The organism is Cupriavidus sp. 8B, assembly GCF_054589115.1.
In genome coordinates this window covers 21,191-46,540 of record NZ_BAAILO010000616.1, presented here as the reverse complement: position 1 = coordinate 46,540, position 25,350 = coordinate 21,191, and the positions used below count along the sequence as shown (strand labels likewise).

24 protein-coding genes and 4 pseudogenes are annotated in these 25,350 nt (G+C 60.7%); 6 read left to right on the top strand and 22 right to left on the bottom strand.

The annotated features are described in order from the left end of the window. Nucleotides 1–113: 113 nt before the first annotated feature. Genes ACYP5B_RS50915 through ACYP5B_RS50895 form a run of 5 tightly spaced genes read right to left on the bottom strand, consistent with a single transcriptional unit; the run spans nt 114 to nt 4,550 of the window. On the bottom strand, nt 114–839 hold the full coding sequence (locus tag ACYP5B_RS50915) for an ABC transporter ATP-binding protein (protein WP_459575099.1): 726 nt from the start codon (nt 837–839) through the stop codon (nt 114–116). Next, the gene (locus ACYP5B_RS50910) at nt 836–1,567 is read right to left on the bottom strand and encodes an ABC transporter ATP-binding protein (protein ID WP_459575097.1); all 732 of its coding nucleotides are present in this window, start codon (nt 1,565–1,567) and stop codon (nt 836–838) included. Before ACYP5B_RS50910 ends, ACYP5B_RS50915 begins: the two co-directional genes overlap by 4 nt. Continuing rightward, nucleotides 1,564–2,511, bottom strand: a complete 948-nt coding sequence (locus ACYP5B_RS50905; RefSeq protein WP_459575096.1) for a branched-chain amino acid ABC transporter permease — start codon at nt 2,509–2,511, stop codon at nt 1,564–1,566. The genes ACYP5B_RS50910 and ACYP5B_RS50905 overlap by 4 nt, the downstream gene beginning before the upstream one ends. Next, complete coding sequence (locus ACYP5B_RS50900; protein WP_459575094.1) at nt 2,508–3,371, bottom strand: branched-chain amino acid ABC transporter permease; 864 nt, start codon at nt 3,369–3,371, stop codon at nt 2,508–2,510. The genes ACYP5B_RS50905 and ACYP5B_RS50900 overlap by 4 nt, the downstream gene beginning before the upstream one ends. Before the next feature lie 24 nt (nt 3,372–3,395). After that, nucleotides 3,396–4,550 (bottom strand): amino acid ABC transporter substrate-binding protein, encoded by a 1,155-nt coding sequence (locus tag ACYP5B_RS50895; protein ID WP_459575107.1) that lies wholly within the window; start codon nt 4,548–4,550, stop codon nt 3,396–3,398. Nucleotides 4,551–4,905: 355 nt separating this feature from the next. Here ACYP5B_RS50895 and ACYP5B_RS50890 point away from each other — a divergent pair. After that, nucleotides 4,906–5,573: pseudogene (locus tag ACYP5B_RS50890) on the top strand (cytochrome c oxidase subunit 3). Nucleotides 5,574–5,700: 127 nt separating this feature from the next. Here the strand turns inward: ACYP5B_RS50890 and ACYP5B_RS50885 are convergent. The 3 genes from ACYP5B_RS50885 to ACYP5B_RS50875 all read right to left on the bottom strand — a co-directional run bounded on the left by ACYP5B_RS50885 (nt 5,701) and on the right by ACYP5B_RS50875 (nt 7,115). Next, nucleotides 5,701–5,940 carry a hypothetical protein gene (locus ACYP5B_RS50885; protein WP_459575092.1) on the bottom strand — a complete coding sequence of 80 codons (240 nt, stop codon included), beginning with the start codon at nt 5,938–5,940 and terminating at the stop codon, nt 5,701–5,703. 82 nt (nt 5,941–6,022) lie between these two features. Then, the gene (locus ACYP5B_RS50880) at nt 6,023–6,535 is read right to left on the bottom strand and encodes a universal stress protein (protein ID WP_459575091.1); all 513 of its coding nucleotides are present in this window, start codon (nt 6,533–6,535) and stop codon (nt 6,023–6,025) included. A 166-nt stretch (nt 6,536–6,701) separates the two neighbouring features. Continuing rightward, nucleotides 6,702–7,115, bottom strand: coding sequence for a MarR family winged helix-turn-helix transcriptional regulator (locus ACYP5B_RS50875; RefSeq protein ID WP_459575090.1), 414 nt, complete (start codon nt 7,113–7,115; stop codon nt 6,702–6,704). Between the two features lie 314 nt (nt 7,116–7,429). On the opposite strand from ACYP5B_RS50875, the pseudogene ACYP5B_RS50870 reads away from it, so the two are divergent. Then, nucleotides 7,430–7,657 (top strand): annotated as a pseudogene (locus ACYP5B_RS50870) (poly-beta-hydroxybutyrate polymerase N-terminal domain-containing protein); the annotation flags it as partial. A 292-nt stretch (nt 7,658–7,949) separates the two neighbouring features. Here the strand turns inward: ACYP5B_RS50870 and ACYP5B_RS50865 are convergent. The 12 genes and pseudogenes from ACYP5B_RS50865 to ACYP5B_RS50810 form a co-directional block, all read right to left on the bottom strand. After that, on the bottom strand, nt 7,950–8,531 hold the full coding sequence (locus tag ACYP5B_RS50865) for a DUF488 domain-containing protein (protein ID WP_459575089.1): 582 nt from the start codon (nt 8,529–8,531) through the stop codon (nt 7,950–7,952). Between the two features lie 169 nt (nt 8,532–8,700). After that, a pseudogene (locus ACYP5B_RS50860) lies at nt 8,701–9,018 on the bottom strand (ferritin-like domain-containing protein); the annotation flags it as partial. Between the two features lie 56 nt (nt 9,019–9,074). Continuing rightward, on the bottom strand, nt 9,075–9,767 hold the full coding sequence (locus ACYP5B_RS50855) for an RNA polymerase sigma factor (RefSeq protein WP_459575088.1): 693 nt from the start codon (nt 9,765–9,767) through the stop codon (nt 9,075–9,077). A 315-nt stretch (nt 9,768–10,082) separates the two neighbouring features. Continuing rightward, the gene (locus ACYP5B_RS50850) at nt 10,083–10,517 is read right to left on the bottom strand and encodes a universal stress protein (protein WP_459575085.1); all 435 of its coding nucleotides are present in this window, start codon (nt 10,515–10,517) and stop codon (nt 10,083–10,085) included. A gap of 1,003 nt (nt 10,518–11,520) precedes the next feature. After that, entirely contained in the window at nt 11,521–11,949 is a 429-nt protein-coding gene (locus tag ACYP5B_RS50845; protein ID WP_459575082.1) for a MarR family winged helix-turn-helix transcriptional regulator, read from the bottom strand. A gap of 104 nt (nt 11,950–12,053) precedes the next feature. After that, the gene (locus ACYP5B_RS50840) at nt 12,054–12,578 is read right to left on the bottom strand and encodes a hypothetical protein (protein ID WP_459575079.1); all 525 of its coding nucleotides are present in this window, start codon (nt 12,576–12,578) and stop codon (nt 12,054–12,056) included. A gap of 278 nt (nt 12,579–12,856) precedes the next feature. Beyond that, nucleotides 12,857–13,174, bottom strand: a complete 318-nt coding sequence (locus ACYP5B_RS50835) for a carboxypeptidase regulatory-like domain-containing protein (protein WP_459575077.1) — start codon at nt 13,172–13,174, stop codon at nt 12,857–12,859. A 530-nt stretch (nt 13,175–13,704) separates the two neighbouring features. Beyond that, on the bottom strand, nt 13,705–14,820 hold the full coding sequence (locus tag ACYP5B_RS50830; RefSeq protein WP_459575075.1) for a patatin-like phospholipase family protein: 1,116 nt from the start codon (nt 14,818–14,820) through the stop codon (nt 13,705–13,707). A 447-nt stretch (nt 14,821–15,267) separates the two neighbouring features. After that, nucleotides 15,268–16,011, bottom strand: coding sequence for an acetoacetyl-CoA reductase (gene phbB / locus ACYP5B_RS50825; protein WP_459575074.1), 744 nt, complete (start codon nt 16,009–16,011; stop codon nt 15,268–15,270). Between the two features lie 388 nt (nt 16,012–16,399). Then, nucleotides 16,400–16,966, bottom strand: a complete 567-nt coding sequence (locus ACYP5B_RS50820; RefSeq protein ID WP_459575071.1) for a phasin family protein — start codon at nt 16,964–16,966, stop codon at nt 16,400–16,402. Nucleotides 16,967–17,186: 220 nt separating this feature from the next. After that, nucleotides 17,187–17,354 carry a hypothetical protein gene (locus ACYP5B_RS50815; RefSeq protein ID WP_459575070.1) on the bottom strand — a complete coding sequence of 56 codons (168 nt, stop codon included), beginning with the start codon at nt 17,352–17,354 and terminating at the stop codon, nt 17,187–17,189. Between the two features lie 95 nt (nt 17,355–17,449). Continuing rightward, on the bottom strand, nt 17,450–17,929 hold the full coding sequence (locus tag ACYP5B_RS50810) for an RrF2 family transcriptional regulator (protein ID WP_459575069.1): 480 nt from the start codon (nt 17,927–17,929) through the stop codon (nt 17,450–17,452). A 391-nt stretch (nt 17,930–18,320) separates the two neighbouring features. On the opposite strand from ACYP5B_RS50810, the gene ACYP5B_RS50805 reads away from it, so the two are divergent. Both ACYP5B_RS50805 and ACYP5B_RS50800 read left to right on the top strand, forming a co-directional pair. Next, on the top strand, nt 18,321–18,680 hold the full coding sequence (locus ACYP5B_RS50805; RefSeq protein ID WP_459575067.1) for a hypothetical protein: 360 nt from the start codon (nt 18,321–18,323) through the stop codon (nt 18,678–18,680). Between the two features lie 37 nt (nt 18,681–18,717). After that, on the top strand, nt 18,718–20,523 hold the full coding sequence (locus ACYP5B_RS50800; RefSeq protein WP_459575065.1) for a PHA/PHB synthase family protein: 1,806 nt from the start codon (nt 18,718–18,720) through the stop codon (nt 20,521–20,523). A 53-nt stretch (nt 20,524–20,576) separates the two neighbouring features. On the opposite strand, the pseudogene ACYP5B_RS50795 reads toward ACYP5B_RS50800, so the two are convergent. Both ACYP5B_RS50795 and phaP read right to left on the bottom strand, forming a co-directional pair. Continuing rightward, nucleotides 20,577–21,299, bottom strand: a pseudogene (locus ACYP5B_RS50795) (SDR family NAD(P)-dependent oxidoreductase). 115 nt (nt 21,300–21,414) lie between these two features. Beyond that, nucleotides 21,415–21,981 carry a TIGR01841 family phasin gene (phaP, locus tag ACYP5B_RS50790; RefSeq protein WP_459575064.1) on the bottom strand — a complete coding sequence of 189 codons (567 nt, stop codon included), beginning with the start codon at nt 21,979–21,981 and terminating at the stop codon, nt 21,415–21,417. A gap of 1,939 nt (nt 21,982–23,920) precedes the next feature. Between phaP and ACYP5B_RS50785 the strand changes: the two genes are divergently transcribed. Continuing rightward, complete coding sequence (locus ACYP5B_RS50785) at nt 23,921–24,502, top strand: ferritin-like domain-containing protein (RefSeq protein WP_459575062.1); 582 nt, start codon at nt 23,921–23,923, stop codon at nt 24,500–24,502. Continuing rightward, a complete protein-coding gene (locus tag ACYP5B_RS50780; protein ID WP_459575061.1) occupies nt 24,503–24,898 on the top strand; it encodes a c-type cytochrome in 396 nt (131 codons plus the stop codon). Nucleotides 24,899–25,350 lie beyond the last annotated feature (452 nt).

Genomic DNA, 25,350 nt, shown 5'->3' with positions numbered 1-25,350 from the left:
CGCTATTTAAATTGCGCTAATGTGGGTGTCCCGCAGTTGTGTGGAATCATTGACGATGGCGTCCGCAAGGCGTTTCCAGGGTCCCATTTGTGACATACTTTTGCGCCGAAGCACTACCCCAGGTAGGCACGCCGAACTTCCGGGTCGTCGATCAGCACCTTCGCCAGGCCGCTGCGCACGATGCGCCCCGTTTCCAGCACGTAGCCCCGGTCAGCCAACGACAATGCGAGGTGGACGTCCTGCTCCACCAACAGCACCGTCACGCCTTCGCGCCGTATCGCGGCCAGTACGTCGATCAACTGCTCGACCACGAGGGGCGCCAGCCCGAGGCTCATTTCGTCGACCATCATCAGGATCGGCGCGGCCATCAACGCGCGTGCCATGGCACACATCTGCTGTTCACCGCCGGACATGCTCCCGGCCAACTGATGTCGCCGCTCGCCCATCCGGGGAAACAGCGCGTAGACCCGGTCCAGGCCGCGCGCCACGGCCACTTTATCGCGGCGATGATATGCGCCCATCAGCAGATTGTCCTGCACGGTCATGCGGTCGAATAGCTGGCGTCCTTCGGGTACCTGCACCAGGCCCAGGGCAAATGCCTGGTCAGGCGTCATGCCGGCCAGGTCGCGGCCGTCCAGCACGACCTGGCCCGTACAGGGCAGGATGCGCGACAGCGCCCGCAGCAACGTGGTCTTGCCCGCGCCGTTGCTGCCGATCAGTGCGACTATCTCGCCCGCACGGATGGCGAGCGCCACGTCGTGCAGCACCAGCATTTCACCGTAGCCGGCATTGAGTGCTTTGACTTCCAGCAACAAGGCCGCTTCATTTGCATCGTTCACACACGCCTCTTTCCCAGATAGGCCAGGATGACCGCGGGGTCCGACAATACCGCGTCCGGATTGCCATCGGCGATCTTCTCGCCGTGGTGAAGCACGAGCAAGCGGTCCGACAGGCTCCTGATGGCTTTGATCACATGCTCGATTACCAGGATGCTGATGCCCTGGTCGCGTACCTTGCGAATGACGTCGATCACCGCTTCGATCTCCACGAGGTTCAGGCCCGCCATGACTTCATCGCAAAGCAGCACGGTGGGCCGCATGGCAAGCGCCTTGGCCAGCTCAAGGCGCTTGCGGCCGGGCCCGCCCAGTTCATCGGCGCGCTGGCCGACGTCACTGCCAAGTCCGACGAAATCCAGGCAGGCGCGGGCCTGCTCGCGGGCCTGGGCCAGGCTGGCGACGCCGCCGCGGCCAAATAGCGCGCCCACCGTGACGTTGTCCAGCACCGACATCCCAGGAAAAGGCCGCATGACCTGAAAGGTGCGCCCTATCCCCAATCGTGCTCGCCGATAGGCCGGCAGACGGGTAACCGGTTCCCCCCGGAACAGCACCTCGCCGGCGCTCGGTGCCAGGGTGCCGCTGATGAGGCTGACCAGCGTGGTCTTGCCCGCCCCATTGGGGCCGATCAGGCCCAGGATCTCGCCGGGCGCCAGCGTCAGGCTGACATCGTTGACGGCGACCAGGCCGTTAAAGCGGCGGCTTGCATGGTGGACTTCCAGGATCGGACTCATAGCCGGTGCGTCAGTATGTTTTCGATGAAATAGCGCCAGCCTGTCTTGCGGAACCGCCGCAGCAGGTCGGCAAGGCCGCGTGGCATCAGAACCACCGCGCCGATAATGACCACACCAAAGAACAGCCCGGCGACGCTGGTGACTTCGCTGGAAAGCACTTCCGCGATCGCCGATAGCGCGAACGCGCCCACGATCGGGCCCAGCACGGTACCCGGACCGCCGAACACTGCCATGATGATCATCTTGACGTTCAAGCTAATGTCGAACGCACTCTCCGGATCCAGGAAAGTGACCCAATAGGCGTGGATGCCACCGGCCAGCGCGCAGAACGCGCCGGACAACGTAAACGCAAGCACCTTGTACAGCGTCGTGTTCACGCCCATGACGGCAGCGCCCTCCTCGTTCTCGCGGATGGCGATCAGCCCGAAGCCGAAGCGGCTGCGGGTCAGCCAGAACACGGTCAGCGTCGCCAGCACCAACAGGCCCAGGGACAGCTCATAGAACAGCGGGTCGTTGTTCAGCGGCGGCAGTACCAGCCCGATATTCTGTCCGGCTAGCGGCACGTTCGAGACGATGGCCGTCATGACCTGTGCCAGCGCCAGCGTGGCGATGGCGAAGTAGTGGCCCTTGAGCCGCAATACCGGCAAGCCCAGCAAGATGGCAAAGACCACCGCCAGCGCCATGCCGAAGGCCAGGCCCGCGGCAAACGGCCAGCCCCACTGCACCATGCCGATGGCGACGCCATAGCTGCCCAGCCCGTAGAAAACGGAATTGCCGAACGAGGCGTAGCCGGTATAGCCGCCGATGATGTTCCACCCTTGCGCCAGCACGGCCAGCAGCAAGGCGTTGATGCCGAACTGGATCAGGATGTCCGAGCCGTACCACGGCACACCCGCTGCCACGGCCAGCACAAGCAGGATCAGCACCACGCGCCCTATCGTCATGCGGTCTTCCCCAATAGGCCGCCGGGACGCAGGACCAGTACCAGCACCAGGATGCCGAAGCTCGCCACGTTGGCGAAGGTTGGGCCGATGTAGAGCATGGTCAGCGCTTCGATCACGCCGAGGAACAAGCCCCCCACGATGACGCCAAGCGGATTGTCGAGGCCGCCGATGATCGAGATGGCGAACGACTTGGCCGTCAGCGCTGCCCCGATGTATGGATTGATCTGCGAGACCGTGCCATAGAGTCCACCAGCAGCGCCGGCCAGCGCAACACCGAGGCCGAAGGTCACGGCATACAGGTGCCGCGGCTCTACGCCGTACAGGCGCGCGGCGACCAGGTTCTGGGCGGTCGCGCGGATGGCGCGCCCCTGGCGCGTATGCAACAGGAACAGCCACATGCCGACGGTCAGCACGATCGCCACCGCGAACGCCGCCAGGCGTGCCAGCGGCACCACCATGGGCCCGAGTGCCAGGCTGCTGCCCGCGTAAGGCGGATTGATAGTGCGGAAGTCCGCCGAGAAAACCAGTTGCGCCAGATAGGTCAGCACCACCTCAAGCCCGAAGGTAATCAGCAACGTGTTGAACATGGGCGCGCGCACGACCAGGTTGAGCAAGCCACGCTGCAGCGCATAGCCCAGGCAGAACATGCCCGCACCCGTGAGCGGCAGCCCCAGGAACGGATCAACGTGCAGATAGGTGTATAGATACCACGACGCGTAGGCGCCCAGCATGATGAAGGCGCCGTGCGCGAGATTGACGATGTTGAGCACGCCCCACACCAGGGCCAGCCCGAGCGCCATGACGGCGTACAGCCCGCCCAGCAGCACGCCGTTCAAGAGGATCTGAGCGAGCAAGTCCATGCCGCCTCCCGATCGGCGGCCGGATCAGCGCGCGGTCCAGGCAGGCATGGGGTACTTCGGCGGCTTGACGAACCGGTTCGCCTCATAGACCTTCGCAAGCACGTCGCCCTGTACCTGGATCACCACTTGAGGCAGGTCGATCTGGCCCTGCGCATTGAAGGCGATGGGGCCGTACAAGCTGTTGAACCGGAGGCTGGCGAGGGCATCGCGCACCCTTTGCGGATCGGTCGATCCGGCGTTCTCCATCGCTTGCACCAGCGCCTCCACGTCGGCCACGCCAGACGCGGCGTGATAGTCGGGGTCGTAGCCGAACCTGGCCTTGTACTCCTGCGCGAAGCGTTCGGCGTCGCCGAACCAGCGGTCCTTCAGTTGCGCGGACGGCAACCAGGCAGTCATGCCGAAGGCGAAGTCGGCATCCTTACCCAGGGCCTTGCGGAAATCCTCGCTGGGCACGCCCACCGTGAACGAGTACATGGCCGGCGATACGCCCAGGCTCTTGGCCTGCCGCACAAAGTTCAGGATCTCGGTTTCGTGCCCCGCCATCAGCACGGCGTCAACTCCTTTGCTCTTGATCTGCGACAGCAGCGAACTGAAGTCGCTGGCATTGGTGCTGTAGCGCTCGTCCATTGCTACCGGGAACCCCGCCCGCTTCAGCTTCGGGCGGGTTCCTTCGGCAACCGAGACGTCGAATGCGTCATCGGCGTACAGCAGCGCAACGGCCTTCGGCACCGGCTTGAGCGCCTTGAGCATCTCGACGGTGCTCCCGAAGTAGTTGCTGGCGGGTGCCAACGTCCCGAAGATATAGCGGAATCCGCGCGAGAATATCTGATCGGAGGCGCCGCCGCCTTGCACCATGGGTATCTGGTACTTTTCCGCAACGGCGGAATCGGCCAGCGCAAAGTTGCTGGCGAACGGCCCCAGTAGCAGATTGACCTTATCCTGCGTAACCAGCTCCGTATATTGCCGCACGCTCAGATTCACATCGGACTGGTTGTCGTAAAGCTTGAGTGCTAGCTTGTGCGATTGCCCTCCCAGCTTCACGCCGCCTCTGGCGTTGATCTTGTCGACTGCCAATTGGTAGGCGTCGCGGTAATACCTGCCGGTGTTGGCCACAGGTCCGGTCAGTTGGACCGACGCGCCCAGCACAACGTCCTGGGCCACGGCTCTGTGCCAGGGCATCGATACGACAAGCGAGGTGAGCGCTGCCAGCAAGCCTAGATTAAGGCGGGACCAGATCGGCGACATGTTGCGGCCTCCAACTATTATCCTCTACAACCTGATAGTAGTTTCTTCTCAGGGTTTAGCAACTTCTATTGGTTTCAGCCCGCTCGGGAGCCGCTTCGGTCTCGCCAATATATATCACAATGTGATGTATATTGGCAGCGGAGCTTCTCGCGAGATAGAACAGAGTCCGGCTGATGAAGGATCCTGGAGACTTATACTTTCTTCGAGTCGCTGCATATCACCCGAGGATCAGACGGCGCATCGGCAGCGCGATTGACTGTGCCGGGCGGGCACATGAGGAGTCAGGCTCATGTCATCAAGATTGACGCAATCAACGGATGCGACTGCAGGATCGGCTATCGGCTGGCGGGGCCTGGTAGCAGACTGGGCGTCCGACCAGCAGGCGTTCAAGGTATCGTGGGGGAAGCCACATGATGTGGATCTTCCTGGTATCCGACACCTTCATCTTCAGTTGCTTCCGGATTGGCTACATGACGGTACGGATATCGACCACGCGAACTGGCCGAATAACGCTCACGTCTTCGCGCTCCAAATCGGTGGCGCCGAAGTGCCGTTACTGCTGATCGCCATCATGACGTTTGTCGTCGTCACCAGTAGTGGCACCATGGCCATCGCGGTCAACTTCGCGTATCGCCGCGAACGCACGAAATGTGTCATGCCATGTTCATGCTGATGACCGCCCTGCTTGGCATCACCTTCGTCTGCATGCAGGCATTCGAGTGGACGGAGTTGATTGTCGGCGAGGGCGTGCGCCCCTGGGGCAACCCGATGGGAGCGGCCCAGTTCGGCACGACCTTCTTCACGATCACCGGCTTCCACGGGTTGCACGTGACCTGCGGGGTGATCTATCTATCGACGGTGGCCATACGAGCGCTGCGCGGCCGTTATGAAGACAGCGGAAGCTACCAGATCGTCGAAATCGCCGGCCTGTACTGCCACTTCGTCGATCTAGTCTGAATCTTCATCTAAGACACAGCCAGGGCTCATTGGACCGAGGCAGCCGCTGCGCCGGCGCGCAGAAATCCGAACAACGCATGTGTGAGTTTCATGACGCCCGACGAAGTACCTGAACGCGGTAGGCGCGCTACAGCAGGATCTCGTCGACCTTGCGTCTTCCCCATGCGAATCCCACCTGTTCTGCTTCCGCGGTCGAGGCGAACCAACGGTTCGCCTCGCGATGCCGCAGCATTGGCGAACCCCCACTCTTGGCCACATCAACTTGAATAGTCCATCGGCTATCGCCAGGGCCGCCCGAAAGATAGCAACGGACAACGATGTGATGGCCGCGATACTCGATGTACCGCTCATGAAGCCGGGTCGGCATGGTCAGGTTCGTCGCGGCCCTGGCGGCGACGTATCCGGCCAGCCGGTCAATTTCCTCAACGGGACGCAGCCAGCGCTGTCTTTCATTGATGTGCTGCCGGGCCGACGGTGTCAGCTCGCTCGTCCGCCTCGTGTTCCGCCGGTTCGGGAAGAGCCGTCGCGGCCGAATCGATCGTTACCAGAATGCTGCATGACACCCTGTCCAGGAGCAAGCCATGACCTTGGCCCGCCCACCAGCGCGCCAGCAGGCCACACCGTCGGTGCCCCACCACAATCAGGTCGACATTTAGCGCACGTGCGACCCGGGCGATCTGGTCGACCGGGCCGCCGGTCGCAAAGTGGCCGATCGCCGCCACACCGAGTGCTTTGAGTTTGCTCACGCCCTCGCTCAGGATCTCCCTGGCAGACTCTTCTTCAATCGAAGCCGATTCCGCCGCCATGGCATCGAAACCACGGATCCAGTAGGCGTCCTCGAGAACCGCGAGCAAGTGCGTTTCCGCCCGAAGCTCCCGCGCCAGCTCGGCACCATAGCGCAACGCGCTGCGCCCCTCACGCGTTGCGTCGTAGCAAAGCAGAATTCGAGAAAACAGCGCCATCGTTCTTCCCCTCATCCTGAGACAGCCAGGGTGGTATTCGCCGACACCAGCATACGGCGCGCGCGCATCGCGATCCTTAAGTGATTATATATCATATTGTGATATATATCATGGATGTTGTACATTGAGGAACTGGCCAACGCGAACCCGATCTACCTGAAGCAAGCTACGGCTCCGACAGCTTGGAAACGTTAAAGGCCGAACCCAGTGTCTTGAGTTCCGCCTTGTGCAGCGTTGCCAGATGCGCCAGGCAACGCTCGCCTCGCTGGCGCAGATGCACCTCCACTTGCCGGCGATCGGTATCGCTCGGCAAGCGCTTCACCAGTCCCGCTGTCTCGCAACGGGACACCAGCGCAACGACGCCGTTTGGGGCCGCTTGCAGGCGCTCCGCCAGTTCGCCTACCGTTGCCCAATCGCGGCCGGGGACTCCCTTGATGTGTAACAGCAGAAGATACTGCAGAGGCGTGATGCCCTCCGCCTGCGCGGCCTCTTCGGAGAATCGCAGGAAGCGACGCAGTTGATAGCGGAACTCTGACAGGGCTTCGATGTTCTGCTTCGTTATATGTTTGGCAGCCTTCATGGTCTGAAAGGAATCCTTCGATCGAGCATTCGGTTTATATAGCATAGCGTGATATATAACGAATTGAGTCCCAGCTCGATCGTCCGAGTTCAGCCAATCGCTTGGCTACCCACGCAAGAACCGCATGTGTCCATGTTTGTGTCCCATGCAACACCTAAACCGAAGCACGACAGGTAACAGCGATGCAATACCTCATTTCCAACTCCAGCGGAATATAGGCATCTCCAGCGAACGAAGCCACCATCGCACCGTCGGACGAACTCGCTGTCCAATCCTGACATGCGCCAGGGCAATCACCGCTTTGGGGAACTGCGATGACCGAGACTGCATTGGAACCTTCCGACAATCCGCGATCGGTGGTTTTTGCCGGTGATGCCTTCGCTGGTCCCCATTGTTCGCCGGCGCCGGCCGACCGGTTGCTCAGCGCGCCAGCCGAGCGCATCGATCGACTCATGCATGCCGCACTGGCTCAGGTCACGCGCGGCGTCTCGCCCGCCGCGTTGGGACTGGCGTGGCTGGACTGGGCATGGCACCTGGCCAGCTCACCTGGCAAGCAGGTGACGCTGGCACAACAGATGATGCAACCAATGGCTCGCCGACCGTTCCAGCGAGAAGACGGCGCCGCCCGCCTTGGGTGCGGGTACCGTACTGGCCGAGGCCCCCGGATCCTGTGTACTCGAACCCTGAGCGCGCGCCGCAGGCGCACCCGAATCGAGTGCCCCCGAAAGCTACGGGCGCGGTTGCCTGTTCGGGCCGCTCTGAAGTCGGCCGAACCCATGCCGGCGTGGCCTGGTGGACGCGATCATGCCAATGCGTCACCGCTTCGCCCGGCAGTTAATTACTTGGCGCTGGATAGGCCAGCATCGAGGAGGACATGCGCCGCGCTGCGCTGGTTAGCTGGGCAGCGTCAACGTGGCCCCGCCCGACGATGTGGAAGACACGCTCTCCCGCATTGAGCAAGTAATCCGCGATGATTCGCCGGTGGCAACGCCACCACACGGCTTCCGCGCACATGATCGCGCAGCGCCGCCGGCACCCAAGCTCGCGAAGGCGTATCAGCCCCCGTTGAAACGGCTCTGTCATCGCGTAGTCGGCGTAGTTGTGAAAACTATCATTGGTCCAGAAGCCGTTCACCTCGGTGGCGATATCGCGTTGCCTTCCCCGCAGCCCTCCGAGCTCAGTCATGTGCACGTAATCCATTCGAAATCCGGACAACGTCGCAGGTAGGGTATCCTGGTTGAATTGCGGATTGGTGCGCGATCGGGGAACCGTTCTGACGTCGACGACAATGTCGACATCGGCGGCCGCGAGCAGGCCGACGAACTCAGTGACAGGCCGCGTTGAGTGGCCGATAGTAAGAAACGGTAAGCAGCCCAGTGGGGCCTGCACTGAATCGCGTGCGTGGGTAATAGCCATCTCGGTCCGTGGTCTCACGAGAGCGCTCACTCGACTACTGTTTGCACTCCGGGGCCCCGCTCTTCTGCTTCAGGTAAGCGATCAGGTCGGCGCGCTCTTGATCGTCTTTCACTCCAGCGTATCCCATGCTGGTACCCGGGGCCACCTTCAGAGGATCGGCCAGAAAACGGCCCAGCTTTGTAATGGTTTGAGAGAGTATGGTCGCATGCTCCTTGTGGTGGCCTTGAAACGTCACAGCGACATCAAGTATCGGCTTTTTCAGTAATCCGCTTTGCGCCCCGACCTGGTAGGCTGCAATGGCTTCAAATTCCGCACCAAGCGCAGTATTTAGAACGCGGACGTCGTTCTCCTGTGAGCCTTCCGCTGCGGCTGCAAGTGCTTCCCTGCCTGACAACATCGCGATCGCTGTGCCTGACAGCAAGAGGCCAGATTGGCTCAGGAACGATCGACGCGTACCTTGCACATAAGGAGGGTTCCAACGCTGAATCGATGACGTGACTGCCTCCTTGACAGGTCTCTTGCCTAGCTTAAAAGCTACACGCCCTACCACTGCACGCGGGCCAGAACGGCTTCCACGATGCGGTCACAGCGTTCTCCTGCAAATGAGAATGCCTCTTCAAGCGCGACATCCATTTCCGCGCTCAGCGCTTCGCGCAATAGACTGCGCGCTCGGAAGAAGCGGGTACGCACCGTAGCCTCGGGAATGCCGAGACATTGGGCAACCTCTTCGACGCTCGGTTCATCAAGCGCCCGCAACACGAATACAATGCGGAACGCTTCCGGCAACTGGTCGACCTTCGCCTCGATCAGGCGCCGGCACTCGGCACGCATGGCGGCGTGCTCCGGCCGTTCCGCGGAAGTGTCGTCCATCAGTTCTCCGCTCCTGTAACCTTTTGGCGCGACGTCACTCGTAATCGAGATCACCGAAGCGCTTCGCCGACGCTTGCGGATGCGGCCGAGGGCCACATTGACCACAATACGGGTCAGCCAAGTCGACAGCTTCGCGTCACTACGGAAGCCCGTCATGCCACGGTAGGCCAGCAGATAGGCATCCTGAACCGCATCCTCGGCCTCCGCGTCATCCTTGAGAGTGGCGCGTGCTGCCCGATACAGCGTCTGATTGCAACGCCGCATCACTAGCCTGAACGCGTCCGGATCGCCGGCGGCAACGAGCTGAGCCAGCGCCGCGTCTGGCGTCCCGGCAAAATCGGGTCGAACATCCTTCTTCCGCTGCATCGTCGGCCTCCCCTGTCTTCTTGACTTGCGCGCATTAGATGTCGCCCGCTGCCGCGGCGTTCCGAGACGACCAGTCTTTCTGCAATCGGCCCATACCGGGATGGCGATGCTAGGCTTGTGCAGGAACCTGGTACTTGTCGAGGACGCCCTGGTCGAGGGTTCTCCCTATTGAGGCTGGCGTACTGTTCAAGCGAACCGTACGCCAGCCTCGCATTGGCCGCACCGCCGGCACGCATACCGGGAGGAGGCGGGCCATAGAGTTGACCGGTGAACTGCCGAATTGCGGCAACGCCAAGGATGTGCCGCGGAAAAGCCCTAGCGGTAGACGAGGATCGGAATCGTGCAATGCGTGAGGACCTTCTGCGTTTCACTTCCGACCAGCAGGCCGGCGAGGCCGCGACGACCGTGGGATGCCATGAAAATCACGTCGCAACCGTGTCGGGTGGCAGCCTCCACGATGTCCTTGTACGGTGCGGACGAGGTCGTCATATCTGTGCCACAAGCGACACCCTCCGCCTCTGCCGCCGCGACGATCTGGTTCAGGCGAGCACGCGCGTCCGCCTCTGCGTGCTCCTTGAATGTCTTGCGTGTCTGGTGACCCGCATCGCTCGATTGCAGGAAGGGATACTCATCCATGCAAGTGAAGGCCGTGATCTTCGCGTCGATTGACTTCGCAAACTCGATGGCAGCGACGGTAGCCCTCCTGGAGAGATCGGAACCGTCGGTGGGTAGCAGGACGTGCTTGAACATATTTTGCCTCCTTTTTCGAATGGCGCGAGTGGCCTTCCCTAAGGATAGACCTCTTTCTCGACTCCAAGAATGGAGCGCATCCGCGTCGTTCACGATTTCGATCGCCAGTCGTGCTGCATCTCGTGCGCCACGGGAAACGGATCACCGAACAGGAACTGCGATCGATCGGGACACGCTGCAAGAAGACTCGCTGCAGATATCGCCGCCGCGGGCAAAACCAAGCAAGCCTTTGCTGGCCGTGTCATCTGGTGGAACCCATCACGCCAAGTGGTCGGCTTCGGACATCCTTCGGGTGTCGGCAGACAGCCTCGCTGCATCTCCAGCGGGAGCAATCGCCACGGCGACATCCCCATTCTGTACGTTATATCATTTCGTGACATATTCAAGCATCAACCGCGTCAATCTTGGCTGTTTCCATGATCATCTTGATCCCAAACATCTCATGACGTGATGAACTTCACGGAATAATCTCCAGTCCAATTTCATGTCTATTGAATGGGCGTTCCGCTGGCAACACTGCCGGAAATGAAGCAATGGACGAACCACAGATTGCCGGCATGAAGACCGCGCGCGGGCGCTGGCCGATAGCGACCTTGGATTGCCGGCGGGGCCTGTGGTGCGCCCCACACGCTGGCGCTTTTGGGCGGGCGTGACCCCGGCTGAAACGCGCCATCGACATTCTTGTGGACAGTCTCTCTGTAGTGATTTGCACTTCGACAATCGCAACGTCATACCTTCGGCCAGCAAATCCTCGGTTCTCCTTCCGCGCATCGCGCGGTGAGAGGTCGCATAGCCGTTCAGCGTGATTGTCTTCGGAGGGCGGGAGCCCTCGGCAAGTCGCGGGATGATCGCAACGTGGTCAGCGAGGACTTGTTCGGGCCAACGTTTGCGGTGGCCGGTGTGGGTGTCAGTGCCGCATACCGACCACGTTTGCCAATTCGGCGGATGGCCGGACATACGCGCTGGTATCTCGGCATCGCCCGAGCACCGTTGGCAAATGCCCTCATCCGGGCCGAAACAAAGCTAGGGTTTCTATCTTGAAGATTGAACCCAATGACTTGAGTTCGATCTTGTGAAGCGTTGCCAGATACATCAGGCGGCGCTCTCCCGGCGCTCGCAGATGCACTTCCACCTGACGGTGATCCGCGTCACTCTGCAGACGCGCAACCAACCCCGCGGCCTCACAACGCGACACCAGTGCGACGACACCGTTTGGGGCGGCTTGCAAGCGTTCCGCCAACTCACCAATCGTGGCCCAATCGCGATCCCGGAAACCCTTGATATGCAGCAACAGCAGGTATTGCATGAGCGTGATGCCCTCCGCGCGCGCAGCTATTTCGGAGAATCGAAGGTAGCGGCGCAACTCATAGCGGAACTCCGACAGAGCTTCGAAGTTCTGCTTTGTTACGTCATATCGCGTGTCAGGATTCATGTTCTGCTCCCTGCACCTCGCCATCGATACCTGGCCGGTCAAGCACTGGCCCACTATTGGAGCGAAGCAGGCATCTTGACCAACCCGGTCCCGGCGGAGCTGCGTCACGTGCCAATAGGCTTCGCACGAAGGCTGCCCTGTTTACGCTCGAGCTTCATATAGGTAATGGCAACGACTAGCCCGAATACAAGGTGTGTGACGAGGCTAACAGCATTGCGCGCATCTCCGAACCACGGAAACGCGCGAGTCATGCCATAGAAGTCCAGCCCATACACAACCAGACCGAAGATGACACCCGCTAGCGAGGCCATACCGACACTCGAGTCAAGACTAAATGACGCCATGATCGCCGCCAGGATCAGTCCAAAAATGACGGACAGCGCAAAGTGAACCACCAAAGCCAACAGCGTGACGCTCGGGTCAAAGGCTGCCGATTGCGAAACAACACTGTGCCCCAACACGATGCCCGCCGTCATCCGCAACGGTGCCCAGGGGCTGGTACCCAGGATCCACGTCGCCAGCACCTCCAGTATCAGAAAGATCAACCCCGCCGCGAGTCCGGCGATGGCGGCGACACGCCAGTCTGGCGTTCTGCGCGCGAAGTGATGCGATTGCATGTGAAGTTCCATGATGTCCTCCTGCGGTTAGCGGGGGCCTGGTGACACCGTCTCCGACAAACTTGGCGGGAAGCACGGCAAAACCAGCCTAGGCAGACAGTTTCGGCCGGGCCAAGTATGGACGCGAACGGCGCGTTTCCCTGCCCCGGCGGAGCGTGTCCTCAAACTGTAATTTATATCATGTTGTGATATATTCAAGCAGACATGACGTGACGAACCACGCAGGACATCTGGTGGTTAAAGCGGGGCGCCGAAGTGTGAGGACATGAGGCCGCACCGGCCCCATATCCTCACGTCGGCCATAGAATGAGTTCGCGGACGTGGCCGCTTGGCAACAAGCTAACCGAACGATGCTCTGTCTTCTCGCCATAGCTGGCGGCGACTGCATAGCGCCCTGCCGGAAGGGAAACCAGTAGGAATGGCCCCTGCGCGCTGGTATCGAGCACAGTCTTCCCGTGCGCATCGACGATCCGGCACCCCCGCCAAGCACTCGTTTCCTTTCCATAAGAGGTTCTGCCGGCAAACTCAAGCACCAGCGGGTAGTTGGGCATCGCTTCCTTGATCGGCTGCGACTCGTCCGACCCCACGCCCCCGGATACGTAGGTCACGGGCCCGGCGTGCTGCGCTGCTGGCAACGCCGTCATGCCGGCCCATGCAAGCTGAGTGCACCGAGCTGCTGCGATCGCCGCTGACCATTCATGTTGCGCTCCATTTCAGAACTTGCAATGGCGGCGCTATCCGCAACGGTACGCAGAAATACCTGACCCGGCGTCGCCCATGCTCGACGATCTGCGTGAGCGCATCTACTCGCACTACCAACTGCCTTTGTTCGAGTTGCTCCGCGAAGATCGTCAGGTAGACGCTGACCCAGACAGCGGAACTGAACCGTTCTGACGTTGAACACAAGGAGCCCCATGGGCTCCTTGTTCAATGAGAACTCCCACGCCGGCGGGCACAGCATTGACGCGTGCACCCGCCTCAGGGGCACGCCCATCGCCACCGCAAGACCGTCGCCGCCACGATGGACGGTGCCCCCGGAGGCCGTACTGGCACGATCATTTACCTTGCTCGCCTCTCCATCAAATCACACGCTCATGCTCAGTCGTGCACACTGCCGCGCCAGGAACGGAGCGGGTCTTCACCCTACCGAGCTGTCGGAAGCGTTGTGGCCGACGCTGCCGTCCTGGTTGCGGGCGAACTCATGGACCACAATGCCCGTATTGGGCGGCAAGGGCTTGAGCCAGGCCTTGTGGCTGAGCGCTGCGAGCATGTCCTCGTAGCCGGCCTGCCAGCGTCGCTCGACCGTGTTCGCCGAGAAATCGATGTCCCTGGTAGGTTGCGGCTGGTCGTCGGCCGGGGCTACAAGATGCACGATGTTGATGGTACGGCCGGTGCCTTGGGCGATCAGGCGCTGAAACTCCGGGTCCGCTTTCGCTGCAGGCGGCAGCTGTTCGGCGAGCGCCCGCACCGCGTGGCGCAGGTCGTGAATGGTCTTGTGCGTTCTGATCCAACGCTTGGTACGGCTGGCGTATTGAATCTCCTTGAGACGCGCGGCCGCCGCCAGGATGGTGCTGGGGACGGCGCCGGTCGCATTCCATAGGTCGACGGCAAAACAGACCTTGGTCTGGTGCGTAGTGTCGTCGACCACATACTCAAGCGGCGTATTCGAATACACGCCGCCATCCCAGTACTCGGCCCTGTCGATCGGTACCGGTGGGAAGCCAGGGGGCAAAGCGCCGCTTGCCATGATGTGCTCGGCGCTCAGCACCTGCGCGGCACTGTCGAAATAGCGCAACTCGCCGCTCGTCACGTCGACCGCGCCGATGCTAAGCCGGGTAGGGCCATGCCGCAGGAATTCGAAATCAACCAGGCGCGCAAGTGTCCGACGCAACGGGGCGGTGTCGTAAAAGCTGACGCCCGCCTGATTCCAATTCAACGCGAACGGGATCTCCCACGGTGCCTTGAGCGCAAAAAATCCCGGCACGCCCGCCACCAGGCTGCTGGCCATGCCCCAGAGCGATGCGGCCGCCTGCAGCTGGGGCGGCAGGCAAGGCGAGGAACCGGCCACGAGGTGCCAGAAGGCACGCAATTGCGTCAGTCGGCGTTCCGGCGGATTGCCGGCGATGAGCGCGCCATTGATGGCGCCAATCGACGTGCCAACGATCCACCGGGGCAACACCCCGGCTTCCTCCATCGCCTGGTAGGTGCCTGCCTGGTAGGCACCGAGGGCACCGCCACCCTGCAGGACCAACACGTGGAGCGGAGACGGGGGCAGTCCAGCGGATGGCGCATCGACCGTAACTGCGGACGTTAGATTGATCATATATGTCGACGATAAGATGACCACCACCCTCTATCGTCCGCCCGCACACGGCTGGCCGCCCGGCGGGTCGATACGATAGGACCATGCTCGACAAGGGGCGGCAAACTGTTCAATAGAAAACCGGCGCCAATATTCGTGCCAAACTTCGTTCTTGCACGAAACGCGCTTGATACGCAACGCCCCCATGTATTGTATGCGTGGGTCCAATAGGTGATGGTCCCCGTTGCCGCCACGGGGAATCCCGGTCCGGCGATGTGAATGCGAGACCAACCGTAGACGATGGCGAACAGCGACCAGATCCATCGGTCGGCCGACTCGTAGTCGAGCAGCGATGCGACAGGCGGTAATGCCGGTCATATCGCCGCGGACCGGATGCGTTTACTGCAGGTACTGACCGCCGTTGATGGCAAGGTTCGCCCCAGTCATGAAGGCGGCCTCGCGGGAACACAGGTATACGACCAGTGCTGCGACTTCCTCGGGTTGCCCCAGACGCCCCACTGGGATCTGCGGAATGATCTTGGTATCCAGAATCTCCTGGGGCACGGCCGTGACCATTTTGGTGGCGATATACCCGGGCGAGATGGTATTGACAGTCACCCCCCGCTTTGCCACTTCCAGAGCTAACGATTTGGTAAAGCCATGCATACCAGCCTTGGCGGCCGCGTAATTGGTCTGGCCGAACCCACCTTTGGACCCAATGATGGACGATATGTTGATGATGCGCCCCCAACCCCGCTCAACCATGCCGTCGCACACCGGCTTCGTCATATTGAACATGGAGTCCAGGTTGGTGCGGATGACTACATCCCAATTGACCTTGTCCAGCTTCTTGAAGCTGGCATCCCGCGTGATGCCAGCGTTGTTGACCAGGATGTCGACCGGGCCGACTTCGGACTGAATCTTGCCTAGACATGCTTGACAAGAGTCGTAGTCGGCGACATCGGCCGCATAGGCCTGAAATCGGCGTCCCCCCGCCTCCATCCGGGTCAGCCAACTCGCCACGCCAGCATTGCCAGGGGAATGGGTAACCACCACTGTATATCCCGCGTCATGTAACCTGACGCTGATGGCTTCGCCCAGCCCACCCATGCCTCCGGTCACCACCGCAATCTGCTTTGTCACGTTCAACTCCTCTTCATCATGAAGTTAGGCCGCCGCGCATGCTTAGTGGCGCGTGCCGGTCAGTTCTTGCCGGCCGATCGCTGGCGCTTATTCAGTCTCGCCAATCAGCCCCTGTTTGATACCCAGGCGAGGGGCGCCTCGTCTTGGCATCTCGAACCGCGCCGAGGCGGGGACGCAACCACCCGGATAAGCAGGGAGGCGACCAGTCTGGTCCCCATGCGGGAGCCGGCCCCCTCCCCCGCATCGCCGTTTCAGTGGTGAGCCTGTTCCTCGCCAGCCATCGGTGGCGGATCGCCCAGCACCGATGGCTGGCGGGCGGCGACGCCGACAGGACGGCTTGCCCGCCGCACCGCATTGGGAGCGCGGGCACTATGGCGTACTCCTACCGTTACGTCCGGGCAGTGCGCGACGCCTGCTCGGCGGCCTGCTTAGCCGCCGTCGACGCCGGGGTGCTTGCCCTGTTGAAATTGCTCTCGGCGACTTCCACCGCTTGTTTCGCGGTCTGGTACATGCTTTCACACAGGTTGTTGGTGGCAGAAATCACCGAGGTCAGTGCGCTCACGGCGCCTTCAGAACCCGCCGGCGCGCTGCTCGCCAGGTTGTCGACAAGCCCTTGCATCCTGCGGTTGTGCGCTTGGAATTGCGCCTCTGCGATCTTGGCAAATTCGGCTTGGGCAGCCGACCCGATGTCGTACAGATGACGGTTGTACGACTGTACCCGCTCGCCGAGCTGTTGCATCCGACTGGCTTGGAGCACGAGAAGCTCTTGCGGGCTTTTGACCACTAATGCCTTCTGCGTGTTTGCCTGGGCGTCCGTCAGCGTCGACTTCACTACCTGCAAATTCAACTCGACCAGCTTCTCGAAGCCTGCGAAGGCGTGGTTCGCCAATCCGAACAGGATGGCGAGGTTGGCTTGTTGAGCGGCTGCAATTTGCTCGGGGGCAAACGGATTCATCGTGAATCTCCTGAAATTTCAACCCGACCCGGGTCCGGGGGATACCGGACGTCTATGGTCGTGCGACAGGTTGTGTTGATGGACTACGACGGGCATCACCTAGGCAATGCAAACTCGCGCGGATTGCCGGCGCCTAGGCACCCACCGGCAATAGCGCTCAAGTGAACTACTCGCTTGCCGCGTCATCATGGGGGACGCTTGCGCCTTCGGCCTTCGGCCTTCAGCGGATGCGCGCGATGGCGTTGAGGACGGCGTTACCCCTGGCTGTGATACGGGGACGTCGGTGACCACAGACGAACTCCTCCAGGTTGACAAGCTGGTGTTCGAGGAGAGTGTCAACATCCGCGCGATCCAGTTCGGTGCGACGTAGGTCGTCCTGGATCAGCATGAGGGTTGCCACTTCATGAGGACTCAGCATTTTTGTTTCCTAGGTTTTAAATGTTAGGTCTGCTGGGCAGCGTCAATGACAGTCGTCACTAGGGCTCAGTGGGTCTGCGCCTCGCGCCTTTCGATCGTGGCCGGGAGCATGCTGGCGCCGGACAACGCACGCTGAAGCGCCTCAGGCCGCTTGACCAGGTCTTTCAGCGTGTACGAATCCAGGACGGCAAGGTAGGCAGCTAGCGCCGAAGCCAGGACATGGCGCAAGCCACAGGCACCGGTGATGATGCACCGGTTCCCTTCCGACGCGAAGCATTCAACCAGCCGGAAATCGGGCTCGGTGGCGCGGATCACCTTGCCGAGATTGATTTTCTGCGGTGCCATACCAAGCGTAATGCCGCCAGATCGTCCTCGCACGGTTTTGAGAAATCCGAGCTGGCCCAGGTGCGCCACAATCTTTGTCAGATGATTCTTGGGGATGCCGAAAGTTTCGGCAATGCAATGTACCGTCACCAATTCATCCGGATGCACGGCAACATAGAGAAGCACGCGAAGGCTGTAGTCAGTGTACTCGGTCAGTCTCATCTGCGGCTCCACTAGCTTGTCGTCACGTCTGCAAGGCCTCGGCTGCAATATGAGATTTGCCAATCTGGCAGCCAGGGCATAACATGCATCCAGAATACTCGTTTTGTGGGAGATTTCAAAATTTGTTTCACTGCGTCCTTTACGGCTTTTCCCCTATTGCCAGTGGAACTGGAAGCCAGGATGGAATTTCTAGCACTTCGTGGATGATGGTCTCGGAGAAACGGGTACGGAGCAAGCGATGGATAGTCCCGTGAGTCTCCCGCGTTGGAAATTTGAGCGCTGGTTCGCCAAGATGCATGTTGGCATGCATCGGGTATTGTGTCGCGCGTGCTCGGAACGAGCCAGTACTCGATCAGCTAGCAGTCCTCGCCAGGGGAGCCTGGCAGGCACCGTGGCCACCGTGACTAAGGTCTCCGGCGAATGGGAATTCAGATTTCCCTCAAGCGGTCGCCTCGCCTATCATTTCAATTGGTTGTACGGCATCCAGACTATCACCGAACTGGCGCGTAGGTCGCCGCACGAACCGCGATTCATCGAGATGGCAGAGCGATATGACTATGTGTACCTCGAGGAGCCCGCGTCCGCGAAACCTGACCCGACTGACCGAGCACTGCGCCGCTGGTGGAATCGATCCTTCGCTTCGCGGATCGAGACAGCACGGGACAGCGATCACCCAAACTGGCACCACATCGGTTCGCGACTGCAAGTGACCGCGGCCAACGTCGCATCGCGGGACGAATCCGCTGCCTAATGTTGAAATCCGCCACGTAATCGTTTGAGGAATTGCGATGACCGAGACTGTGGTAGAACCTATCGACAAACCGCGATGGGTAGCGAATGCCATCGATTCCCCCACTGGCCCCGATTGTCCGCCGGCGCCTGCCGACGGGTCGCTCAACGCGCCAGTCGAGCGCGTCGATCGACTCATGCATGCGGCACTGGCGCAGGTAACGCGCGGCGTCTCGCCTGCCGCGTTGGGGCTGGCATGGCTGGACTGGGGGTGGCATCTGATCAGTTCGCCTGGCAAGCAGTTGGCGCTGGCACAACAGATGATGCAACCATGGCGGGACCGGTCGTCAGACTTGCCTAGCCCTCGCACGGAAATCGGCGACCCGCGCTTTGCCGATCCGGACTGGGAGCGCTGGCCATATGGCCTCCTGCGTGACATGTTTCTGCACACAGAGGCCTGCTGGCAAACCGCCACCACCGGCCTGCGTGGGGTTTCTCCACATCATGAGCAGGTGATCAGTTTTGCGGCACGACAATGGACAGACTTGCTCTCGCCGAGCAACTGTTGGTGGCTGAACCCTGAGGTGCTTCGGGTGACGTTAAAGACGGGCGGGCGAAACTTTCTCGCCGGCGGAGCCCATTGGCTGGAGCACCAGCAAGAGATCTTGTCCGGGTACGTTCCCGGCGCTTCGCGTCGGCGTTGTGCCCCATCTTGTGTCGGCCAGAATGTCGCAATCACACCCGGCAAGGTGGTCTATCGCAATGCATTGATGGAGTTGATCCAGTACGCGCCGCAAACGCCGGCGGTCTGGCAGGAGCCGGTGCTGGTCGTGCCCTCCTGGATCTTGAAGTATTACATCCTGGATCTGTCGCCGCACAACTCGCTCGTGCAGTATCTGGTGGAACGCGGGCACACCGTCTTCATGATTTCCTGGAGGAACCCGCGTCAGGAGGCACGCGACCTGGGTCTGAACGACTACCTTGAGTCTGGCCTATTCGAGGCACTCGTGCAGGTGCATAACATTACCGGTCCGAGTCCGGTCCATGCTGCCGGCTATTGCCTCGGCGGCACGTTGCTGGCGATTGGTGCCGCTGCGCTAGAACGCGACGCCCGGCCTTGGCCGGCCTCAATCCAATCAGTCACCTTGTTCGCGGCACAGACCGATTTCAGCGAACCGGGCGAACTTGGCCTGTTCATCGATGCGAGCGAACTCAGCTATCTCGATGCCTTGATGTGGGAACAAGGGTATCTGGATGGCGCACAGATGGCCGGCGCCTTCCAGTTGCTACATTCGCGCGATCTGGTCTGGTCTCGACTGATGCGAGAGTACTTACTTGGCGAGCACCCAGAACCGACCGATCTGATGGCGTGGAACGCCGACACCACGCGCCTACCCTACCGTATGCATAGCGAAAATCTGCATCGTCTGTACCTGCGTAACGATCTGGCCGAGGGCCGATATTGCGTCCAGGGTCGGCCGGTCGCCCTGGCCGATCTCAAGTTGCCCATGTTTGTGGTCGGCACTGAACGCGACCACGTGTCGCCCTGGCGTTCCGTCTATAAGCTTCACCTGCTAACCAGCACCGAGATTAGCTTCCTGCTCACCTCGGGCGGGCACAATGCAGGCATCGTCTCGGAGCCAGGCCATGCCGGGCGGCACTATCGTTTCGGCACGCGGCCCAAGGACGATCCCTATCTCAGTCCGAACGAATGGTTCGCCCGCACACCGGAATGTGAAGGATCGTGGTGGCCGCGGTGGCAACGATGGCTCGCCGACCATTCCAGCAAGAAGACGATGCCACCCGCCTTGGGTGCTGGTGCCGTACTGGCAAATGCCCCTGGATCATATGTACTCGAACCCTGAGCGCGGGCCGGTGGCGCACCCGGATCGAGTCCTCGGGGAATGACCGGCCGCATTCACTGCAGATGCTGGCTGTCATTGATGGCAATGTCCGCACCGGTGACAAAGGCTGCGCCCTCGGATCCCAAGACCAGGGCCACCTCCTCCTCCGGCTTGCCCGGGTGCCCCACCGGGGTCCGCGGGATGATCTTGGCGTTCAGGATCTCCTGGGGCACCGTCGTAACCATCTGGTCGCGATGCACCTCGGCGAGATTGTGCTAACGGTCACGTCGTCAAGCGCCAGCGATGTTGTGGAACCATCCTTCTCAACCTTCGTGGTCGTGTAGTTGGTCTGCCCGAACCCACCGTTGGAGCCAATGATGGAGGACGAGGGGTGATGCGTCCGCATCTCCGCTCGAGCATGCCATCGCACCGCGGCGTCGTCATGTTGAACACCGATTTGAGATTGGTCCGGATGACCACGTCCCAGTTGACCTGTCCAGTGTTTTGCAGTACCGCCCCGCGTAATGCCTGCATTGTTCACCTGAATATCGAAGGGGCCGACCTTGGCTTGGAATTTCTCGACGCCATGGTGGCGCACATCAAGTCGGCCGCATCCACAGGATAGGGTCATAGCAGGTATCCGTTCGCGGTTATCCGAGCCAAACAATCCGTTTAACTCTAGTGTTTGCGGGCGAATGGGTCACGACCGACGTATCGCTAGCGTCATGGCGGTTGATGCTCATTTCTTCGCCCAATCCGCCCATGCCACCGGCCGCCACTGTAATTTGCCTGGTCATGACGTCGATCTCAATCTAAGAAACGTTGTGACCGCTCATTGTCGGTACCGGGCTTCACTCCGTGTCCGCGGCCGCTTCGCTGCGCCGCAACAAGGGGCGCAGCATCCGTTCATCGTTACTTCTTAGCCGGGCGCGACGCTTGCTCCACGACTTGCTTTGTCGCCTTCGACGCCACGGCGCTCGCCGCTTTGAAGTTATTATCGGTGAAATCGACGGCCTGCTTCGCAGCTTGTTGCAACGTTTCGTATAGCGCATTGGTGGCGCTGACCACCGACTTGAGTGCGGCAACAGGGGCTTCCGCGCCCCCCGGCGCGCTGTTGGCGAGATTGTCGACCATCTCTTCCACCCTGCGGCATTGCTCCGCGTACAGCGTCTCGGTGACCTTCGCGAGTTCGGCTTGCGTCGCCGAGACGATTTCGTACGTCTGACACTCGTACGAGAGGACCTTCTCCGCAATCGCCGGCAACAGGTTGGCTTGCAGCGCGAGCACTTCCTGGGGATCATTGGCCAAGAGCGCCTTCTTCGTCTGCGCTTGCGTTTCCGCAAGCGTCGCCTTAAACACCCGCAAATTCAACTCACCAAGCTTTACAAAGCCTTCGGCGGCCTTGCTCGCCAGTCCGAGCCAGATTTCAAGGCTGGCTTTCTGAGCGGCTGCGAGCTGCTCCACGGTCAGCGGATTCATGATGAGGCTCCAAGAAGTTGGCCTGAAACGCCGCCGCCGATTGAGCGGCAACGTCGGTGCGGCCGGAACACGTGAAAGGACGACTGGACCGTAACGATAATCCATCGTCACCTAGGTTGCCGACCGGCATGACGTGATGAGCATCTGCGGGCCGGCAACGCGCTTGTCCGCCTAATGTTGCTGGCGATACGCCCGCGCATTCCAGAGTCCCTTGTGGCAGGATGGTCTCAAGTAGGGCATCGAGGTGGACCTCGTCCTTCAGTGGATCGTGCAATGAATTTTAGCGGGAAATAGCCCTCGCTGGTGATGCGAGGGCGTTAGTGTCCGGGTGCGAACTGTTCCAGCTGACCTATTTGACGCTCCACGAGAGCACCAAGATTGGCGGGATCGAATTCAACTTCATCGGGCACGTCGGCTGCCAGCATGAGGGCTGCGAATCTATGAGGACTCAACATCCTTGTCTCCAATGTTTTGAATGTTAGGTCTGCTGGGAGGCGTCCAGTAACGTCGTCGCACCGGGCGCTCAGCCCGTGCAGCGAAGACTGCGACCTCCTCCGCAAGGTTCTTGACCACCAGACGCCTACCGTGCGCGCCCGGAACGTTCATTCAATACCCCCCTACGCGAATTATCAAGATGTGACATGTTTCTTTAAGATCGCCTTCGCCAGATCGACGTCCACACAACGTGTCGCGCGGTGGATTGCGTTGCGTCTCCCAGACTGCTCGGCAATGGATGATTAACCCTCGCCGAGCAACTGTTTGTAACTGAACCCTGAGGTGCTAAGGGTGACGTTAAAGACAGGGGGACGAAACTTACTCGCTGGCGGAACCTGCGTGAGGAGACCCACCGTCGGTCGATTTCGTTGGCCGATCCCAAGTTGCCCATCTTTGTGGTCGGCAAAGAACGCGACCCCGTGTCGCCCTGGCGTTCGGTCAACAAACTTCACCTGCAGACACTTAGGGCAGCTTCCCGCTCACGTCTGGAGGGCGGGCATCGTCTCGGAGCTAGGCGATGCCGGGCGGCACTATCGTCTTGGCCTGCAGGCCAAGAACAATCCCCTATCTCAGCCCGAACGAATGGTTTCGCCAGCACGCCGGTATGTGAAGGATCGTGGTGGCCGCGGTGGCAACGATGGCTCGCACATCATTCCAGCGAGAAGACGATGACGCCTGCCTTGGGTGCTTGTGTCATATTGGCCAATGTGCCTGGCTCTTACGTACTCGTAGCCTAAGCGCGCGCCGGTGGCACACTCAAATCGAGTGGGTTGGGGAAAGCCCGTCCGCAGTCGTAACCATCGCGGACGCACTCACTGCAGGTGCTGATCGCCATTGATGGCAATGGTTCGCACGCGTCTGCAACGCCTCGACTGCAATATGCGTTGCCAATCTCGCAGTTACGGCATAACATGCATCTAAGATGCTTGTTTCGCAACCAACACCGAGCTCAGCAAACTTTGCGAATCGAATCAGCGCGGCACGATGCAATGGTGCACTAACGACGGCGAACGTGTGACGAGCTCCGTGCGGAGCCAAACTGAAGCCGTATGGCTTTTAAAGTTGAAACGCCCTCGCTAGTCCCCGATTTCTTCGCATGCATTGGGCCCCTGCTTCATAAGTTCTTCTTTTTGTGGCCCACATGGATAGGGCTGCCAATTCACACTACTACACCCGACGAACCTCAAGGGTGGTCGGAGTGCCTCGGCAATCCCGATTCCTGTGACGCCGGGCCGGAAGACAGGACTGTCGAGGGACGTCGAATGTCTTGGCATTCAGGAGGTGACGGTGCGTACGTGCTTCTAACGGACGCGAAGTCTCTTGCGCGAAGTGCGCGGAAGATTTTCCACGTGAAGTTGCTTTTTTGCGGGAAAGCGCTCCGACCGCATCGTCGAAGTCCTTGCTCCGCTTGCAGTGCAGTAAGACACCTGTCAAGGAGGCAGCCATGTCATCGATTCAACGTCTAACGACTCCTTTTGCGCAAGCCGACACACGCCGCGCTTTCCTCCACCAGTCCGGTCTCTTGCTCTCAGGCACGGCGATCGCGTTGCTAACAGGTAGGAAAGCGCTTGCAGCCGCCGGGGAAGGTTCGCCGGAGAACGACGTCCGCGTTCTGAATACCGCGCTCGGAGCGGAATTTGAAGCCATCGCGGCTTACCAGGTCGGGGCGCAAAGCGGACTACTGAAGAAGCCAATACTTGATGTCGCTGTGTCGTTTCAGGGCCACCACAAAGAGCATGCGAACGTGCTTTCTCAAGCCATCGCGAAACTGGGCGGCAAGCCAGTTTCAGCGAAGGAAAAGTACACGTTCCCGACCGACTCGCTCAAGACCCAGAACGACGTCCTCCGCTTTGCGGCATCCCTGGAGAAGGGAGCGGCCAGTGCCTATCTTGGAGCGGTGCCGATCTTCCACGACCGTGACCTCGCCAAAGCGGCCGCCAGTATCCTTGGCGATGAGGCCATGCACTGGGCCGTACTGCGCCATGTATTGGGCGAAACGCCCGTGCCGTCGGCGTTCGTCTCGTAGATGTACAGAAGCCTCCTGGCGAGTTTCGGCCTCATCACGGCCTTGGCCGGGGGGCCCGCGTCCGGCGGCGGCGTCTTGCGCGGTAACCCGGCGGCCGGCGCAGCAATCTATGATCGCTGTGTGGCCTGCCACACGTTCACCTACGACCGCACAGGGCCCAAGCATTGCGGTCTCCTTGGACGACGTGCGGGTAGCGAGCCCGGCTTCGCATACTCCGATGCGATGAAGCAATCGAAGCTAGTATGGGATGAACGCACGCTGAATCGCTTTCTGGCCGATCCGCTGAAGGTGATCCCGGGTACAAGCATGGGGTACGCGGGAGTGAAGGACGACCAAGAGCGCGCAGATCTGATCGCTTACCTGACGCAGAGGAGCGAGGCACCCGAGTGCAAGTAATTGTCGATTGCCTCTGTCGGAGACCTGTTCCGCTACCGGCGGCGGCTCATACCTATTGGATGGCAGCGGTGCGTGAGCCGTAATTGCATGCAGATGCTCCACACTTCGAGCCAGCATACGGGCACGATCGGCCTGTATCGCACTCATGGCCGGGGCAGCATCAGTGGCAACCACGGGGTCAACTCGCGGTGCTAATCGACACTTGTCCCGCTTCATTGAAGCGCTTGAGGAACGCAGAGAGGACCTTGGCCAAGCCGGCTTCAGGCGGATTCTGTCCGGAGATATTCCAACTTTTCATTTGTACGTTGAAGGCCTTTTAGTTGCTACATACAGCGGAGTTGGCGCGGGGACGGCGGGCGGAAGCGCAATTGCTGGCGGTTCTCGACAATGCCGAGATGAGGTACTTGCAGTGAAGTCTGCCGCCCATCCTTATCCAGGAGTGGACTCCCAGT

Coding starts and splice junctions, on each gene's coding strand:
- ACYP5B_RS50885 (WP_459575092.1), bottom strand. CDS start 5,940: ATGCCGACCCGGCTTCATGAGCGGTACATCGAGTATCGCGGCCATCAC.
- phaP (WP_459575064.1), bottom strand. CDS start 21,981: ATGAATCCGCTGACCGTGGAGCAGCTCGCAGCCGCTCAGAAAGCCAGC.
- ACYP5B_RS50900 (WP_459575094.1), bottom strand. CDS start 3,371: ATGGACTTGCTCGCTCAGATCCTCTTGAACGGCGTGCTGCTGGGCGGG.
- ACYP5B_RS50820 (WP_459575071.1), bottom strand. CDS start 16,966: ATGAATCCGTTTGCCCCCGAGCAAATTGCAGCCGCTCAACAAGCCAAC.
- ACYP5B_RS50840 (WP_459575079.1), bottom strand. CDS start 12,578: ATGGAACTTCACATGCAATCGCATCACTTCGCGCGCAGAACGCCAGAC.
- ACYP5B_RS50865 (WP_459575089.1), bottom strand. CDS start 8,531: ATGGCTATTACCCACGCACGCGATTCAGTGCAGGCCCCACTGGGCTGC.
- ACYP5B_RS50895 (WP_459575107.1), bottom strand. CDS start 4,550: ATGCCCTGGCACAGAGCCGTGGCCCAGGACGTTGTGCTGGGCGCGTCG.
- ACYP5B_RS50880 (WP_459575091.1), bottom strand. CDS start 6,535: ATGGCGCTGTTTTCTCGAATTCTGCTTTGCTACGACGCAACGCGTGAG.
- ACYP5B_RS50815 (WP_459575070.1), bottom strand. CDS start 17,354: ATGCTGATCCAGGACGACCTACGTCGCACCGAACTGGATCGCGCGGAT.
- ACYP5B_RS50785 (WP_459575062.1), top strand. CDS start 23,921: ATGTCATCGATTCAACGTCTAACGACTCCTTTTGCGCAAGCCGACACA.
- ACYP5B_RS50810 (WP_459575069.1), bottom strand. CDS start 17,929: ATGAGACTGACCGAGTACACTGACTACAGCCTTCGCGTGCTTCTCTAT.
- ACYP5B_RS50845 (WP_459575082.1), bottom strand. CDS start 11,949: ATGAATCCTGACACGCGATATGACGTAACAAAGCAGAACTTCGAAGCT.
- ACYP5B_RS50905 (WP_459575096.1), bottom strand. CDS start 2,511: ATGACGATAGGGCGCGTGGTGCTGATCCTGCTTGTGCTGGCCGTGGCA.
- ACYP5B_RS50910 (WP_459575097.1), bottom strand. CDS start 1,567: ATGAGTCCGATCCTGGAAGTCCACCATGCAAGCCGCCGCTTTAACGGC.
- ACYP5B_RS50800 (WP_459575065.1), top strand. CDS start 18,718: ATGACCGAGACTGTGGTAGAACCTATCGACAAACCGCGATGGGTAGCG.
- ACYP5B_RS50875 (WP_459575090.1), bottom strand. CDS start 7,115: ATGAAGGCTGCCAAACATATAACGAAGCAGAACATCGAAGCCCTGTCA.
- ACYP5B_RS50850 (WP_459575085.1), bottom strand. CDS start 10,517: ATGTTCAAGCACGTCCTGCTACCCACCGACGGTTCCGATCTCTCCAGG.
- ACYP5B_RS50855 (WP_459575088.1), bottom strand. CDS start 9,767: ATGCAGCGGAAGAAGGATGTTCGACCCGATTTTGCCGGGACGCCAGAC.
- ACYP5B_RS50780 (WP_459575061.1), top strand. CDS start 24,503: ATGTACAGAAGCCTCCTGGCGAGTTTCGGCCTCATCACGGCCTTGGCC.